12 protein-coding genes are annotated in these 15,869 nt (G+C 42.5%); 5 read left to right on the forward strand and 7 right to left on the reverse strand.

The features are described 5' to 3' along the window. Nucleotides 1–168: 168 nt before the first annotated feature. Nucleotides 169–1,494 (reverse strand): dicarboxylate/amino acid:cation symporter, encoded by a 1,326-nt coding sequence (locus HC733_RS09085; RefSeq protein ID WP_190364734.1) that lies wholly within the window; start codon nucleotides 1,492–1,494, stop codon nucleotides 169–171. 167 nt (nucleotides 1,495–1,661) lie between these two features. Here HC733_RS09085 and HC733_RS09090 point away from each other — a divergent pair, with 167 nt between their 5' ends. Both HC733_RS09090 and topA read left to right on the forward strand, forming a co-directional pair. After that, a complete protein-coding gene (locus HC733_RS09090; protein WP_190364735.1) occupies nucleotides 1,662–4,718 on the forward strand; it encodes a hypothetical protein in 3,057 nt (1,018 codons plus the stop codon). Nucleotides 4,719–4,964: 246 nt separating this feature from the next. After that, entirely contained in the window at nucleotides 4,965–7,607 is a 2,643-nt protein-coding gene (gene topA / locus HC733_RS09095) for a type I DNA topoisomerase (RefSeq protein WP_190364736.1), read from the forward strand. A gap of 61 nt (nucleotides 7,608–7,668) precedes the next feature. Here topA and HC733_RS09100 read toward each other — a convergent pair whose 3' ends face one another. After that, nucleotides 7,669–7,905: a hypothetical protein gene (locus HC733_RS09100; protein WP_190364737.1), complete on the reverse strand. Its 237-nt coding sequence runs from the start codon at nucleotides 7,903–7,905 to the stop codon at nucleotides 7,669–7,671. A 419-nt stretch (nucleotides 7,906–8,324) separates the two neighbouring features. Between HC733_RS09100 and HC733_RS09105 the strand changes: the two genes are divergently transcribed. Together HC733_RS09105 and HC733_RS09110 are read left to right on the forward strand one after the other, a co-directional pair. Further along, nucleotides 8,325–9,707, forward strand: coding sequence for a Na+/H+ antiporter NhaC family protein (locus tag HC733_RS09105; RefSeq protein ID WP_190364738.1), 1,383 nt, complete (start codon nucleotides 8,325–8,327; stop codon nucleotides 9,705–9,707). Nucleotides 9,708–9,968: 261 nt separating this feature from the next. Beyond that, entirely contained in the window at nucleotides 9,969–10,733 is a 765-nt protein-coding gene (locus tag HC733_RS09110; protein WP_190364739.1) for a class II glutamine amidotransferase, read from the forward strand. 51 nt (nucleotides 10,734–10,784) lie between these two features. On the opposite strand, the gene HC733_RS09115 is transcribed toward HC733_RS09110, so the two are convergent. From HC733_RS09115 to cmoA, 5 genes are all read right to left on the reverse strand, one after another. Further along, on the reverse strand, nucleotides 10,785–11,549 hold the full coding sequence (locus tag HC733_RS09115; protein WP_190364740.1) for a DUF3108 domain-containing protein: 765 nt from the start codon (nucleotides 11,547–11,549) through the stop codon (nucleotides 10,785–10,787). Then, nucleotides 11,497–12,141, reverse strand: a complete 645-nt coding sequence (gene purN, locus HC733_RS09120) for a phosphoribosylglycinamide formyltransferase (protein ID WP_190364741.1) — start codon at nucleotides 12,139–12,141, stop codon at nucleotides 11,497–11,499. Before purN ends, HC733_RS09115 begins: the two co-directional genes overlap by 53 nt. Continuing rightward, nucleotides 12,141–13,193 (reverse strand): phosphoribosylformylglycinamidine cyclo-ligase, encoded by a 1,053-nt coding sequence (gene purM, locus HC733_RS09125; RefSeq protein WP_190364742.1) that lies wholly within the window; start codon nucleotides 13,191–13,193, stop codon nucleotides 12,141–12,143. Before purM ends, purN begins: the two co-directional genes overlap by 1 nt. A 159-nt stretch (nucleotides 13,194–13,352) precedes the next feature. Next, nucleotides 13,353–14,321 carry a tRNA 5-methoxyuridine(34)/uridine 5-oxyacetic acid(34) synthase CmoB gene (gene cmoB / locus HC733_RS09130; protein WP_190364743.1) on the reverse strand — a complete coding sequence of 323 codons (969 nt, stop codon included), beginning with the start codon at nucleotides 14,319–14,321 and terminating at the stop codon, nucleotides 13,353–13,355. Between the two features lie 10 nt (nucleotides 14,322–14,331). Next, complete coding sequence (gene cmoA, locus HC733_RS09135; protein ID WP_190364744.1) at nucleotides 14,332–15,057, reverse strand: carboxy-S-adenosyl-L-methionine synthase CmoA; 726 nt, start codon at nucleotides 15,055–15,057, stop codon at nucleotides 14,332–14,334. Nucleotides 15,058–15,174: 117 nt separating this feature from the next. Between cmoA and HC733_RS09140 the strand changes: the two genes are divergently transcribed. Further along, nucleotides 15,175–15,864 carry a DUF3334 family protein gene (locus tag HC733_RS09140; RefSeq protein ID WP_190364745.1) on the forward strand — a complete coding sequence of 230 codons (690 nt, stop codon included), beginning with the start codon at nucleotides 15,175–15,177 and terminating at the stop codon, nucleotides 15,862–15,864. Nucleotides 15,865–15,869: the final 5 nt, after the last annotated feature.

The following is a 15,869-nucleotide window of genomic DNA, read 5'->3' on the forward strand; positions in this document are numbered from 1 at the left end:
CTCAACCACGGCTAATTTAAAGCCTAGGGTATAATCTCTTTGTGTTCGTTTAATTCTTTGTTTATCTGTACTTGTCATAATAAGTCCTAAATGTGTAAACACATTTCAGGACGAGACAATAGTCACAAAAAAGCCCGCTATAAATGCGGGCTTTTTCATATTTTGAAATTATAATGAGGTCTTTTCTTCTAACTCTTTAGCAGCATCAGGGTCGTTGAACACGTCTAAGTCGAACTCTTTTTCAGATTTAGCCACAATACAGGTAACCATACAGTCGCCCGTTACATTCACGGCCGTGCGCGTCATATCGAGTAATCTGTCTACGCCGATTATGATTGCGATTCCTTCAACAGGCAGGCCTACTTGATTAAGTACCATGGCAAGCATGATGAGTCCTACACCCGGTACACCAGCGGTTCCCACAGAAGCTAACGTTGCAGTTAAAATCACCATCAAATAATCAGTAATGCTTAAATCAACGGCAAATACTTGAGCGATAAACACCGTCGCGACACCTTGCATAATAGCCGTGCCGTCCATATTAATGGTTGCTCCCAAAGGCACCGTGAAAGAGGCGACAGAGTTGTGTGCACCTAGCTTTTTAGTTGCAGTTTCAAGGGTTACCGGCATGGTGGCACTTGAGCTTGAGGTGCTAAATGCAAACATACAGGCATCTTTCATTTTTAGTAAGAAAGTAATCGGACTTAAGCCTGTGAGTACTTTGAGAATAATTGAGTAATTGATGAATGCATGAATAAATAGCGCGGCCAATACCACACAGAAGTATTTACCTAGGCTAACAATCAGACCCATTTCAATGGTGGTAAATAATTTTGCCATTAAGCAAAATACGCCATATGGCGCTAAATTCATTAAAAGGGTGACTAACTTCAGTACAACTACATTCAAATCATCAAACATATTTGCAACGCGCTTGCCTCGCTCTCCAGATAACGCCATAGCAATACCAAACAGCAAAGCAAACACAATAACCTGTAGCATATTGCCTGCAGCCATCGCATTGATCGGGTTGGTTGGGAACATATTGATAATGACTTGAGCAAGCGTTGGTGCTTGTTGTGCTTCAAAGTTTGCATCTGTTGGGATGACTTGACCTTCTCCAGGAGCAACGATCAAAGCAAGCGTAATCGCGACGGTAATTGCAATTGCCGTGGTCAATAGATATAGGCCAATAGACTTACCACCCAAACGGCCTAATTTTTTAGGGTCGCTTAAACTACATGTACCACACACTAAAGAGATAAAAACCAAAGGAACAACAAGCATCTTTAAGCTGGCGATGAATATTTGCCCGCCGACATGAAATAAGCCATCAACTAAAAAGCTCTTAACTGGAAAGTCGAAAAGACCTAATGGAATAAGGAATTCAGCTTGACCTGAAAAAAGGGCTTGTAATGATAAACCAAGTACAATCCCAAGCACCATGCCAAGCATGATCCGAGTTGTTAAACTCATCTTATTATTTTTTTGCATATTTAAAGTTTTAACTGATTTGCGTCAATCGATCTGCATAGCCTAACAGGATGGTTAATTTTGGCAAAAAAAATCGGTGAGAAATAAGAAAAAACTGTGATTTTTTGGCACTTTCTAAGGTAGTATGAGAGAAAATTCAGCTTTAAATATGCTAGGGAGAGAGGTTGATGCCTTTGATACGTTGGTTTAGCACAATCTTGCTAAGTGTGGTACTTACTGCCTGTGGTGGCGGTGGAACAATTGAAAAAACGAATAACGGTGATGGTACTTCTTCCGGTACTAATGGCGATATTACCTTCACTATTTCAGTTGCTGACGGTCAAGGTACAGCTTTTGATGAAAATTACCCAATAGCGCAAGGTCGAGCTGGTGTTGTAACGGCAAAGCTTACTCAGGGCAATCAGCCTTTAAGCGGCAAACTAATAGAATTTCAATTAAACCACTCAGGACGTCTAAGCCCTGAGGCTGGCACCGGTGCAACTAACTCTGACGGTATTGCAACTATTACCATCGAAAGTGGCGAAAGTCGCGGCTGGGGTGAGGTTATCGCAACTTATACTCCAAGCGAAGGTGATATTGTCACTAGCAAAACTGTATTTTACTCATCAGGAGATGAAGCGGATATAGAAGATGACAGTACCAAATTAAACATTAAAGTGCTGGCTAACTGCCCAGCAGGTTGGGAAAGTGAGCGTGATACCGTGTCGTTAGATGCGCTTGCTTCACGCTGTACTCAGACGAATAAGATCGATGCGATTGCAGAAGTTGATGTATTAGTTGGTGCATCAAGCACTAAGTCAGGTCAAGGTATTTCTGGTGCGCTAGTTAATTTATCGGCAGATATAGGAACAATATTATCTGGCGAAAAGAGCGTAACAGACAACTTTGGTTTTGCATTATTTAAATTTCGTCCCCCGCTGCAAGGCGGAGCTGGTCAGTTAACCGCAACGTTTAATGAAGTTTCAGCCACTTTTGCGTTTACCAGTGGCGCAGAAGATTTATCGCTCAGCGTTGATAACGGTTTGAATAAAGATTCACAAGGTAATGATATAGCGCTTGGTGCCGGAGAAACTACGTTGTTAACGGTAGAAATTCGCGATCAAAATGGCGCTTATGTTACAACCCCGTTAGATGTGGCATTTTCGTCAGGGTGCGCAGAGGGCAACAAAGCACAGGTTGATGCCAACGCAACCAGCGTAGGTGGTATTGCTTATTCGACCTATAAGAATCTAGGGTGTGATATCGCAACGGGAGATACCGTATCGGTTACTATCTCTAAAGGGGGCAACTCGGTCACTGAGCAGGTAATCATTCCTGTGTCTCCCGCAAAACCGCAGTCAATTGAATTTGTTGACGCTACCGAGAGCTTGTTAGCGCTAAAAGGCACAGGTGGCCCGCAGCGTAAAGAGTCTTCAGAGCTTACCTTTAAGCTCATTAACAGCTTAAGTGGTGGTGCTGCAAATCAGAGAATCGATTTCAGATTAAGAGCGAAGCACAGTGACGCAACGCTTGTTCCAAGTAGTGTACGTACTGATTCTCAAGGTGAAGCGAAAGTAATCGTGAGCGCTGGTAATGTTTCATCGAGCTTTGTTGTGCAAGCTTGTTTTATTCCTGCAGAGTTGATCCCAGCTAATAACAGCGATGAGGTTACGTGTTGGCAGGAGCGCTATGACGCCTGTAATGTGGAGGATAAGCCTGCGGGTTGTCAAACGGGGTCTATCAGTCTAGTACCTCAAGATGAAGCAATTATGTCTGTTTCAAGCCGCTTAAGTGTGACCAGTGGCTTACCTGTTAACTCAACCATGTCTTTATCGGTTGGAACACTTAATACGGAAACGCTCAGCTTTAGCAATCAAGAAGTGCCAATAACAGTTAATGTTGCCGACAGATACGGCAACTTTGTGCACGATGGCACCAAAGTTTACATCAGCGCCGAAGGTGGAGCTGTGGGTACGGTTGATGGTACGCAATTTAATGCCGAGCTTGAGTGTGAAACAACGGATGGTCGTTGCAGTGCAACTTGGGTCAGCCAAAATATCATTCCATTTGTGACCAATAAACCGTCAAGCGATCCGCGCAGTCCAATTGATTGTAATAAGCCAAATCAGGTGGAGTGTTCAACAAATTATTGGGGCAACAGGGTTGATTCATATAACCCTAAAAAATTGTATGCGGCGAAAAAGTCATTCCTTATCGGGCAGGGCAACTCTAACCCTTCACACCAACAAATTTTAAACGTGGGTAATAATCAAATAAATGCTTCGGTTTTAGAAAGTACTCGTAATTGTGATTTGTACTCAGCAAACACCTCGGCACCTTCTGAGCCCAAAGCCGCACCTTGTATTGGTGGTATTTTGAATGCGGCCAACGATCCTGAAGGTGTGCCTCTGGCAGGTCGGGCAACATTAATCGCTATTACTGATGGTGAAGAAAACTTCAATGATGTTAACGGTAATGGCCTGTTCGATAGTAATGAATTTAGCCTTGTTTATGATGTGCCAGAAGCGTTTAGAGATGACAACGAGAACGGTAATTATGAAGGTATTAACTGTTTACCGAGCAGCACAGCTAATCCGTGCTCACCGCTTAATACCAATGCAGGTCATTTTGAAAAGCTGTGGGATGGTAATGGCGATGGTGCTTTTACCGACAGAGACGGTAAATATAACGGACTAAGTTGTACAGTTGCACAACAAAGTTCTGGGCAGTGTACCAAGTCAATAATTGATGTATTTGACAGTGCAGAAATTATTATGTCAGGCAGTGTACCTGTTTATCGTTTTGCGATTAAAAAGGGAGCACAGCTTGGTAATAACGCGGTTGTATCTAGCTCTTGCAGTGACGTAGTTATAGGTGGGATCGTAGCGCTTGATATAGAGGCGTCAGGGTCAGATTTATACTGTGATGTAACTGAAGTTAACTTTGGCACAAGCACGGTACAAACAATCACAAAAGCCGACATTGAATTATTTTATAGTGATGTAAATAACAACCCATTACCACAAGGTACTGAAATAGCAATTAGCGCAGATAATGGCTTATACACAGGTGTTTCTGATGTTGTAATACCCAATCTAAATATCAAAAGTGCATCAAGTATCAAGTTTACTATTTCACGAGAGTTGGAAGCTAACCAAAAAGAAGAAGGCGCTGTATCCTTTATATTCAATACGCCGAAGGGGGTTGTAACGGCAGTTACACTACCGATAAAAGATGCAGGCTAATAAATGAAACATAAAAATGCCAACCTCTGGGTTGGCATTTTTGTATTGTTTCCATTATATTGCGCTGCTTAAATTTGGCTTTGTACTTTTTGCTTAAAATAGCAACAACAATTGTGTAATTAATCATTAAACAGCTAAAAGATTGTATTTAAAGCTTGTAACAATAGGTGTTTGTAGATATACCTATAAATATTAGTCGCCCAAGACGGGCAAAAACTCAGACAAGATGGGTCAAAATAGGCAGCTATGGGCAAATCGCTAGTAATTGTAGAGTCTCCCGCTAAGGCAAAAACAATTAATAAATATTTAGGTAAGGATTATATCGTCAAGTCCAGTGTTGGACATGTGCGTGACTTACCTACTTCAGGTGCAGGAAAGACAAAAGGCTTGGCAACAAAAAGTCCTGCTGAAGTCAGAAAAATGTCGCCTGAAGAAAAAGCCATATACAAAAAGAAGAAAGACTACGCTAACTTAGTCGCGCGTATGGGGATTGACCCAGAGAAAGGCTGGGAACCTCATTACGAGGTACTACCAGGTAAAGAAAAGGTAGTACAAGAGCTTAAAAAACTTGCTGAAAACGCCGACCATATCTATCTCGCAACCGATTTGGATAGAGAGGGGGAGGCCATTGCATGGCACCTTGAGCAGATCATTGGCGGAGAGCCGCAAAAGTATAAGCGCGTAGTCTTTAACGAAATCACTAAAAACGCTATCCAACAAGCATTTGAAACACCAGGGCAACTGAATACAGACATGGTGTATGCGCAACAGGCACGTCGTTTCTTAGACCGTGTTGTTGGTTTTATGGTATCCCCGCTACTTTGGCAAAAAGTCGCCAGAGGCTTATCTGCTGGGCGAGTTCAGTCCGTGGCTGTACGCTTGCTTGTTGAACGCGAAAGAGAGATCAAAGCTTTTATCCCTGAAGAATTTTGGGATATTCATGCTGATGTAACCGCTAAAAAACAACCAATTCGTTTAGAAGTGACGAAGTATCAAGGCAATGCATTTAAGCCTGTCACTGAAGAACAAGCCATGACTGCGGTCAAGGCGCTTGAACACTGTGACTATAAAGTTGTTAAGGTTGAAGAAAAGCCGAGCAAGAGTAAGCCAAGTGCACCATTTATTACGTCAACAATGCAGCAGGCAGCAAGTACCCGTTTAGGCTATGGCGTTAAAAAAACCATGATGCTTGCACAGCGTTTGTATGAAGCGGGTTACATTACTTATATGCGTACTGACTCGACTAACTTGTCGAACGATGCGCTTGCGATGTGTCGAGACTATATCACCGAGCAATTTGGCGATAAGTATTTACCAGCTAATCCGATTAAATACAGTGCAAAAGAAAACGCCCAAGAGGCGCACGAAGCGATCCGTCCATCTGATGTAAAAGTATTATCAGGCCATGTTGAAGGTGTAGATGCAGATGCTAAAAAGCTCTATGAGCTAATCTGGCGTCAGTTTGTTGCGTGTCAAATGACACCTGCAGAGTACGACTTAACGACGCTAACTGTAGGTGCCCAAGACTATACGCTAAAAGCGAAAGGTCGCGTGATGCGCTTTGATGGTTGGACTAAGGTTCAGCCTTCTATTCGTAAGAAAAACGAAGAAGATCAATCTTTACCTGCTGTTGCCGTGGGTGATGTCATTGATTTAGTTGCACTTGACCCTAAACAACACTTTACTAAGCCACCGGCACGTTTTAGCGAGGCGAGCTTAGTAAAAGAGCTTGAAAAGCGTGGTATCGGTCGTCCATCAACGTACGCTTCAATCATTTCAACGATTCAAGATAGAGGCTATGTTCGCGTTGAAAATCGTCGCTTTTTTGCTGAAAAAATGGGTGAAATCGTTACCGATCGATTAGTCGAAAACTTTAATGATTTAATGAACTTCGACTTTACTGCAAAAATGGAAAATCGACTGGATGACATCGCAGCTGGTGAACGTGTTTGGACTCAGGTTCTAGACAAGTTTTACGATAACTTCTCTAAGCAGTTAGAGGTTGCATCCTCTGATGAAGAACATGGCGGTATGCGCCAAAATGTCATGGTTGAAACAGACATTGACTGCCCGACTTGTAATCGTAAAATGGGTATTCGTACAGCATCGACAGGTGTGTTCTTAGGGTGTACAGGTTATAACTTGCCACCAAAAGAGCGTTGCACAACCACCATGAACTTAGTCTCAGGTGATGAGGCGATTGCAGCTGACGTTGAAGATGTTGAAACCGAAACTTTAATGCAAATGAAGCGTTGTCCGTTGTGTGAAACCGCGATGGACTCCTATCTAATAGATGAAACGCGCAAGTTGCATGTGTGTGGTAATAACCCTGCATGTAAGGGCTATGTTGTTGAAACGGGCACTTTTAAGATTAAAGGTTATGATGGACCCATTATCGAGTGTGATAAGTGCGGCTCAGATATGGAGCTTAAGTCAGGACGCTTTGGTAAATACTTTGGATGCAGTAACGATGAGTGTAAAAACACACGTAAACTGCTTAAAAATGGGGAACCTGCGCCACCAAAAGAAGATCCGGTGCACTTACCTGAGCTAGAGTGTGAAAAATCAGACGCGTACTTTGTACTACGTGATGGTGCGTCTGGTATTTTCTTGGCGGCACACACCTTCCCGAAATCTCGAGAAACCCGTGCGCCAAAGGTAGCTGAACTGAAGCGTTTCAGAGATAGACTATCTCCAAAATTCTATTATCTAGCCGATGCGCCAGAAAAAGACGAAGATGGAAATTTGGCCGTTGTTCGCTATTCGCGCAAAACCAAAAGTCAGTATGTGATGACTGAGGTAGATGGTAAAGCGACTGGCTGGAAGGCTACCTATGAAAAGGGCAAATGGGTCGAAGAAAGCAAAGCGTCGAAAAAGAAAAAGGAATAAAAAAAGCCGGGGAAACCCGGCTTTTTATTGAAGTATGAATGAGGTTTTACTTGTCGTTTTATTAAAACTCAACGCTTGATACTGTCTGGTAATTGCTGCTTGTAAGCTCATCGTTCACACAGTCTAAAACATATTTTTTAAGATCTTTTGCTTCCACGCCATCGTCATTTGCCCACTCTAAGCACATTTGTGTGAACTCTTGTACTAACTCTTGAGGTGCAACAGCATTTTCATCAGCTAGGCTACTTGTTGCAACGAAAGTTAAAGCTGCAACCATACCGAGTAATGTGTTTTTCATTTTTTTTGCCTTAAGTTAATTGGACAAGCACTTTTTAAACTAAAAAAAACAACTTGAAAAACGAAATTATTTGCTCGTAAAGAGTTAGAATTATGATTATTGCTTGGTATCGTTTTTTTGCATTTAACTCTATGTTGAGAAATAGAAAAGTAGCGATTTTATGTAGTTAGTAGCTTTTATAATAAGCTGATAAAACGTTGCTAAGAGGTACCTCCTCATAGCGATAAGTAAAAAAAGTTATTTTTGATTAAAAAGAAATTGACCTCGGCGACTTTCCTGTTTATTTTCTCGCTGATGTTTCAATAAGGGCCATACTAAGCGTCGGTTAACCCAATTAAGCAGACTTGCGCGCCTATAGCACTTATAGATAGCGCTTTTAACTCTCAACTATATAAATCGTAATATTGGGAAAGTGTCTAATGTTAGAGCCTAGTGTTATCAGTGTTATTCCACCTATTGTTGTACTCACACTTGCTGTGCTGCTTCGTCGGCCAATACTTGCACTTGTAATTGGTGCATTGGTTGGCTTAGCGTTAATTAACCCATCAGAGATACTCGCAAAGTTTTCCGAAACCTCTTTGAAAGTCATGGCAGATGAGACCATCGGCTGGTTAATACTTGTGTGTGGTAGCTTTGGTGCGCTGATCGCTTTATTAGTGCGCACCGGCGGGGCACTTGCATTTGGTCAAAACGCTTTAAAGCTTGCAAAAGGGCGCAAATCGTCATTACTGATGACTTACTTTTTAGGCGTAGTCATTTTTATTGATGATTACCTTAATGCGCTAACGGTTGGTGAAACGATGCGCAGGGTAACAGACAAGTTTAAAGTATCACGCGAGATGCTTGCCTATGTGGTCGACTCAACTGCAGCGCCTATTTGTGTGTTGGTGCCACTCTCTACTTGGGCGGTATTCTTTGGTGGCTTATTGGTCGACAATGGGGTCGCAGAGCAAGGACAGGGGATCAGTACTTATATTCAAGCAATACCTTATATGTTGTATGCATGGGTTGCGGTGTTGATGGTGCCACTGGTTGTATTAGGCGTTATCCCCCTTGTTGGTGCTATGAAAAAAGCAGAAGCTGCAGTTGAGAAGGGACAACCTGCGTTAGAGCAAGTGGATTTTGAGCAAGTACATACACCCGATGATTACGCCGCAAAAGCCATTGAGCATGAGTTTGAACATGCCGATGAGCAAGGTAAGTTGTACAACTTTCTTGTGCCTATCACCTTGTTAGTTGCCTTTACCGTTTACTTTGACATTGATGTTTGGAAGGGGCTACTCGCTACTCTAGCTGTGACTGTGCCATTTTATTTAGTACAAAGACTAATGACCCTTGCTCAGATGCTAGAGCAAATGATTGATGGCTTTAAGTGTATGTTGCCAGCGATAGGTACGGTGATAGCTGCATTTATCTTTAAAGATGTCTGTGATCAGCTTATGCTACCGCGCTTTGTAATTGACTCTCTTAGTCCTTACATGACGGCTCAGTTGCTACCTGCAATGGTATTTCTCTCAATGGCAATATTAGCCTTTGCAACTGGCTCTAGCTGGGGCATCTTTGCGGTGACAATACCGATTGTGATGCCGCTGGCTGTCGCAGTTAATGCTGATATCCCACTGGTGATTGGTGCGTTACTATCAGCCTCGTCATTTGGTAGCCAAGCGTGTTTCTATTCAGATTCAACAGTACTAGCCGCGCAAGGCTCTGGGTGTAATCTAATTAGCCACGCAGTGACACAGCTTCCTTATGCATTAATAGCCGCCGTAATCGCATTTATCGGCTTCTTGATAATGGCGTAAGCGATGAAAGGGCATGTTTACATGCCCTTTTTTACAAGTGAGTATATTTGATTTGCTCATGCCAATAGCTTCTTCCCTATGCTAACCTCGGTTAAACCTTATTTTTAATAGACTGTTATATTTACGACATCAGTCGAGTGAGCGATAATGCTTTTGTGTTACGCATAATAATAAGCGCAATGTAACCAACGCCTGCCAAATATGTCCCAAGTAAAGTCTAATGGTTGGTGTTTTCTTTCGTTTTTAAAGGGGTTTTATTTAATGTGTGAGCTATTGGGCATGTCGGCGAATGTCCCAACAGATATTTGTTTTAGTTTTTCAGGGCTTTTAGAGCGTGGTGGTAACACTGGGCCGCATAAAGATGGCTGGGGTATCACTTTTTATGAAGGTAAAGGGTGCAGAACGTTTAAAGACCCAGAGCCTAGCTGCCAATCTGAAATTGCTAAACTGGTTAAGGCATACCCGATAAAAAGCGTATCGGTGATAAGCCATATTCGCCAAGGTAATCGAGGCAGGGTTTGCCTTGAGAACACTCACCCATTCACACGAGAGCTGTGGGGCAGGGAGATAACTTATGCCCACAATGGTCAATTGTCTAACTATAGCGATCTAAAGCCTGAGTTTTATCGGCCAGTGGGTAATACCGACAGTGAATTGGCGTTTTGCTGGCTACTTGACAAAATACGTGAAAAGTATCCAAAACGTCCTAGCAATATGGCGTCTGTGTTTAGATATGCTGCAAAGCTTGCCGATACGCTAAGAGAAAAAGGCGTATTTAATATGCTTTTGACCGATGGCGTGTATGTATTAGCTTATTGTACTAATAATTTGCATTGGATCACCCGAAGAGCGCCATTTGGTAAAGCAACACTGATAGATGCAGATATGGTGGTTGATTTTCAAAAGGAAACAACGCCCAACGACGTGGTTACTGTGATAGCTACCCGCCCACTGACCAACGATGAACAATGGCAGAAAATGACTGAAGGTGAATTTGTGCTATTTAAAATGGGCGAAAAGATTTAACACCTAGGTTTGATAAGGTAGTTGAATTCCTTCAACTACCGATTTATTTAGTTACAGGGCGTTGTGCTTTTCATACTTGGTTAACTGTACTTGAAACTGCTCAATGCCTTCTTTTCCTTTATACATTTTTACCACCATGTAATCGTACTCTGGCGCTAACCAAACGGTTGCTTGACGCTTGTCGTTATCATAAAGGCGTTTAATACGAATCGTCTTCACGTTACCAACGGGTAGGGTGATGGTTTCTTCGCCATCGACAGTAAAGTCATAGGTGCGCTGATCACCATTTTTATCGATGATAGGGTAACTAAATGTTTGTTTGCCTGCTTTGAGATCATTGCGAAGCTGAACTTGATAGGTCAACAAGTCTTGCTGAGCATTAAGCCATTTTACATCTAGAGGATACTTTTCTTGGTTTGATAAGATAGCCTGGTTTTTGTGGTCAAAAGTAATTTTGTAGTCTTTGTCAGGGCCTGTACCTGTGCGAACCATAGAATATTCCATAGGGATAGGCTGTGTACCTTGCATTTTAAATGTTGATGTCTCTTCTCTCTCATCAGAAAAAATCATCCATTCGATTTCGCTTCGGTATTTTAGTTGATAGGTATCATTATCAACTTGTTTTAGCTCACGGTATGCAGAACCTTGAACAGAACCTTTGCGAGAAACTTCATATTCAGCACTGTAAGGAACAAGCGGATTGGCAAAAAGTGAACAGGAGAAAATAGCGCTTAAGCCAAGTAGCCAAGCGCATATTTTTTTATTATGGGTAAGTTGCGCCTTGAGCTGGAAGGGGTTGGTTATCAAAAACGGCATAATCTGCTTCCATAGTTAGTCTGTGTTCGCTGAACCACTGGACCACCAAAGGATAGATTATATGCTCTTGTTCATGAACCCGCTGTGCCAGCGTCTCGGCAGTATCATCGGCTAAGATAGGCACCTTAGCTTGCAGTACAACCGGACCACCGTCTAGCTCTTCAGTCACAAAGTGTACGCTTACACCGTGTACATCGTCTTTTGCATCTATTGCTCTTTGATGGGTGTTCAGCCCTTGGTACTTAGGCAACAAAGAAGGGTGAATGTTCAACATTTTTCCCTTAAATTTTTGCACTAAGCTTGGGGTTAGAATACGCATAAATCCAGCTAATACAACCAAATCTGGATCAAAAGATTCAATTAAAGATGCTAATTCAATGTCATAATCTTCACGTGTAGCAAATGCCTTATGGCTCAAAACGCGCGTTTGTATGCCTGCGTTGGCTGCGCGAGTTAAGCCATATGCTTTGTCTTTGTTACTAATAACAGCAACTATCTCGCCCTTAATTTGATTACTCTGGCAAGCATCTATGATGGCTTGTAGGTTTGAACCACTACCAGAGATCAATACAACTAAGCGAGTGTTAGACATTAGGCTCTTCCACCTATGATCTCAACTTGCTCTTCACCAGCATTTGCATTTTGGATTTCGCCAATATGCCATGCGTTTTCACCCTGAGCAGTTAAGATTTCTAGGCTTTGCTCAAGTTTATCTGCTGGTACTACTAAGATCATGCCAACACCACAGTTGAATGTACGGTACATTTCGTGAGTGCTAATATTGCCGTTTTCTTGCAGCCAGTTGAAAATTGCCGGCCATTGCCAGCTATCGCCTTTTACAACTGCTTTTGCTGACTCAGGTAGCACACGAGGGATGTTTTCCCAAAAACCACCACCTGTGATGTGAGAAAGAGCGTGCACATCAACATCTTTTAGAAGTTCAAGAATAGATTTTATATAAATGCGCGTTGGCTCAAGTAGATGCTCGCCAAGTGTTTTGCCCTCAAAAGCGGAACTTGTGTCAGCACCTGATACTTCTAGTACTTTACGGATAAGTGAATAGCCGTTTGAGTGTGGGCCACTTGATGCTAAAGCAATCAACTGATCGCCTGAGGCAACTTTAGTACCATCGATGATCTTAGATTTTTCAACTACACCAGTACAAAAGCCTGCAATGTCGTAATCGTCGCCTTCGTACATGCCAGGCATTTCAGCGGTTTCACCACCGATAAGTGCACAACCCGCCAACTCACAGCCTTTACCAATGCCTGTTACAACGTCTGCTGCAACATCTACATCAAGTTTACCTGTTGCGTAATAGTCCAAGAAAAATAGGGGTTCAGCACCTTGGACGATTAAGTCATTTACACACATTGCAACTAAGTCGATACCAACTGTATCGTGTTTTTTCAAATCAATAGCAAGGCGAAGTTTTGTGCCTACGCCATCAGTGCCAGCAACTAATACAGGCTCTTTGTAACCAGTTGGAAGTTCGCATAGTGCGCCAAAACCACCAATTCCGCCCATTACTTCTGGACGGCGAGTTTTTTTCACTACGCCTTTTATGCGCTCTACCAATGCGTTACCCGCATCGATGTCTACGCCTGCGTCTTTGTAGCTAAGAGACTGTTTTTGTTCGCTCACAGGTTTTCCTCAAAATTGCTATTTATGGGTTGCTTAGAAACGCGCGTATTTTACAACAATTGGCAATTTGGGGCTAGCTGAAATATGACAAATTGGGAGTGGAAGTATATTAGGGGAAATACGGGAGGGCGGATATAGTGCCCTCCAAGTTAAAAGTGATTATGCGGTGGCGGTTAGAATCGCACGCAAAGGGGCAGGGTAGCCTTCGATAGTTTTGCTTGAGTCATTGGGGTCTAAAAAGTCAGCCAAAGACTCTGTTTCCATCCACGAGGTGCGGCGCTGCTCATCTAACGAGGTAATGTCTTTGTTCACTACCTTAATGTCTTTAAAGCCAACACGTTCTAACCAAAGCGTAAGTGCATCGGTGCTTGGAATAAACCAAACGTTACGCATTTTCGCATAGCGGTCCGTTGGTACCAGTACGGTGTTTACATCACCTTCAATAACCAAAGTTTCTAACACCAACTCACCGCCAGCGCGCAATTGTGCTTTAAGCTGGGCTAAGAAATCGATTGGTGAGCGACGATGATAAAGCACCCCCATCGAAAATACCGTATCAAATGCTTTGAGTTGTGGCAGTTGTTCAACCCCCAGAGGTAACAAATGTACATTTGGGTCGGGGTTGAAATGCTTTATCGCTTGAAACTGAGACAAGAATAAATCTGAAGGGTCAATCCCCACCACAAAGTTTGCACCAGCGCCGCGCATGCGCCATAAGTGATAGCCAGAACCACAGCCAATATCTAGCACTGTGCGGCCATGTAAGTCACTGATATGTGGTAAAAGTCGCTCCCACTTCCAATCGCTGCGCCACTCTGTATCAATATGAATACCGTGAATATTAAACGGACCTTTACGCCATGGCATCATGCGTTTAAGCAAATGCGTGAGCTGCTTTTTATGGCCATCAGATAGCTCTTCAGGTAAACCAAACTCGACCCTGTCTTGAATATTCACATGACTTGTATTTGAGTCAGGTAAGTTTTTAAGCACTTTTTCCCATTGCGGCCAATCACCGTGCTGGGCTTCATTTTGCCAATGCGTTAGCTGCGCAGGCAGTGTATCCAGCCAATGACTTAAAGGACTTTTCGCGATGGCAGCATAAAAATCTGTAAACCAAGAATGCATTTTTGCTCCGTTATTTAATTGCTACCAGTGAGCAAAAGTTAAAACATTGATACCATACTTGGGTTTGTTTAAACCCAATCTTTTCTAATCGAGACATGTGAGTACTTAAGCGATCAGGGCGCATGACGTTTTCAATCGCTGTTCGTTTTTGACTTATCTCTAGCTCAGAATAACCATTATGACGTTTAAAATCATGATGTAGGTCGATAAGCAAATTATCTTGTTGGTCGGTTTCGCCTTTAATTTTTTCGCTTAAAAGCAAAACGCCACCCGGCTTTAAGCCTCTATAAATGCTTGTTAAAACAGCTTCGCGTTGGTCTTTGGGAATAAACTGTAAAGTAAAGTTCATCGCAACCACACTGGCATTTTCGATGTCAAGTTCAGTAATGTCACCCAGTTGCACGTTAACCGGTACATCTGATTTAAAGCCGCTTAAGTGCATTTTGCAGCGCTCAACCATGGCCTTTGAATTATCCACCGCGACAATTTCACAGTTTTCTTTTGCAATGTTGCGACGCATACTCAGTGTAACCGCCCCAAGCGAACAGCCTAAATCGTACAGGTTTGAGTTACTTTGCGCATATTGCCCTGCGAGTTTACCCATGGTACTTACAATGGTTGCATAACCCGGTACCGAGCGCTGGATCATATCAGGAAACACTTCAACGACGTTGGCATCAAAGCTGAAGTCTTTTACTTGTTGCTCAGTGGCATAAATACTGTCTTTGCCAGTCACAATTTTATCTCTCTTGCCAAATAATCATGCTATTTTAACATTTTATACTGGATAGTCAGTGATAAATTGAGTAGCTTGGCTACTATTAATAAAAAGAAGTAAGCAAAGAGACAAATAATGACGAAAAATAAAGTGGTTAGTACAGAAGACATATTATCAACCTTATGTCGTTCAGTGACTGAGGTACTGTCATCAGCAAGTGGAAATCAAATCGCGTATTCAGCGATGGTACAAAAAATCACCCGAACTTGTATGCGCCCAGATATTGGCTGTTTTGTTTTGTTCGATGGTGGTTTTACCGGACTCGTTGTAACTAACTTTACTGCGCAAGCGGCGATGGAAATTTACCAAGATTATATGCGTAACATGGGCATGCCAGAGGACGAAATTGCTAGCAGCCACCTATCAGATGATGTATCAAATGTGATGGGAGAGTTAATGAACCAAATCGTGGGCGATTTTACAAGCAAAGTGCGCGAACAGTTGCATACCTCAATCACCCAAAATCAACCTAAGATGATGGCGATTAACAAGCAAGTGCAAATATCAGTAGATACCACTATGGATCGCCCACAAGCAAGGCGCGTTACCTTTACAACTCAAAATCAAAATATCTTCTATCTAGAACTTGCGATGGATAAAACGGAGTTCATCAAATTACATGATTTTGATATTGCTGAATCGGTAGACCCTGACACCATTATTGCCAGTCAGGCTGCTAAAGATGCCAAAAAGGAAGATAAAAAAGCCAAAGACAACGTCGATGATACGGCAGACGATGATTTTATGTCGGAGTTAGGTCTGTAGTTTTT

It is taken from the genome of Pseudoalteromonas sp. S16_S37, assembly GCF_014694405.1.
GTDB lineage: Bacteria > Pseudomonadota > Gammaproteobacteria > Enterobacterales > Alteromonadaceae > Pseudoalteromonas.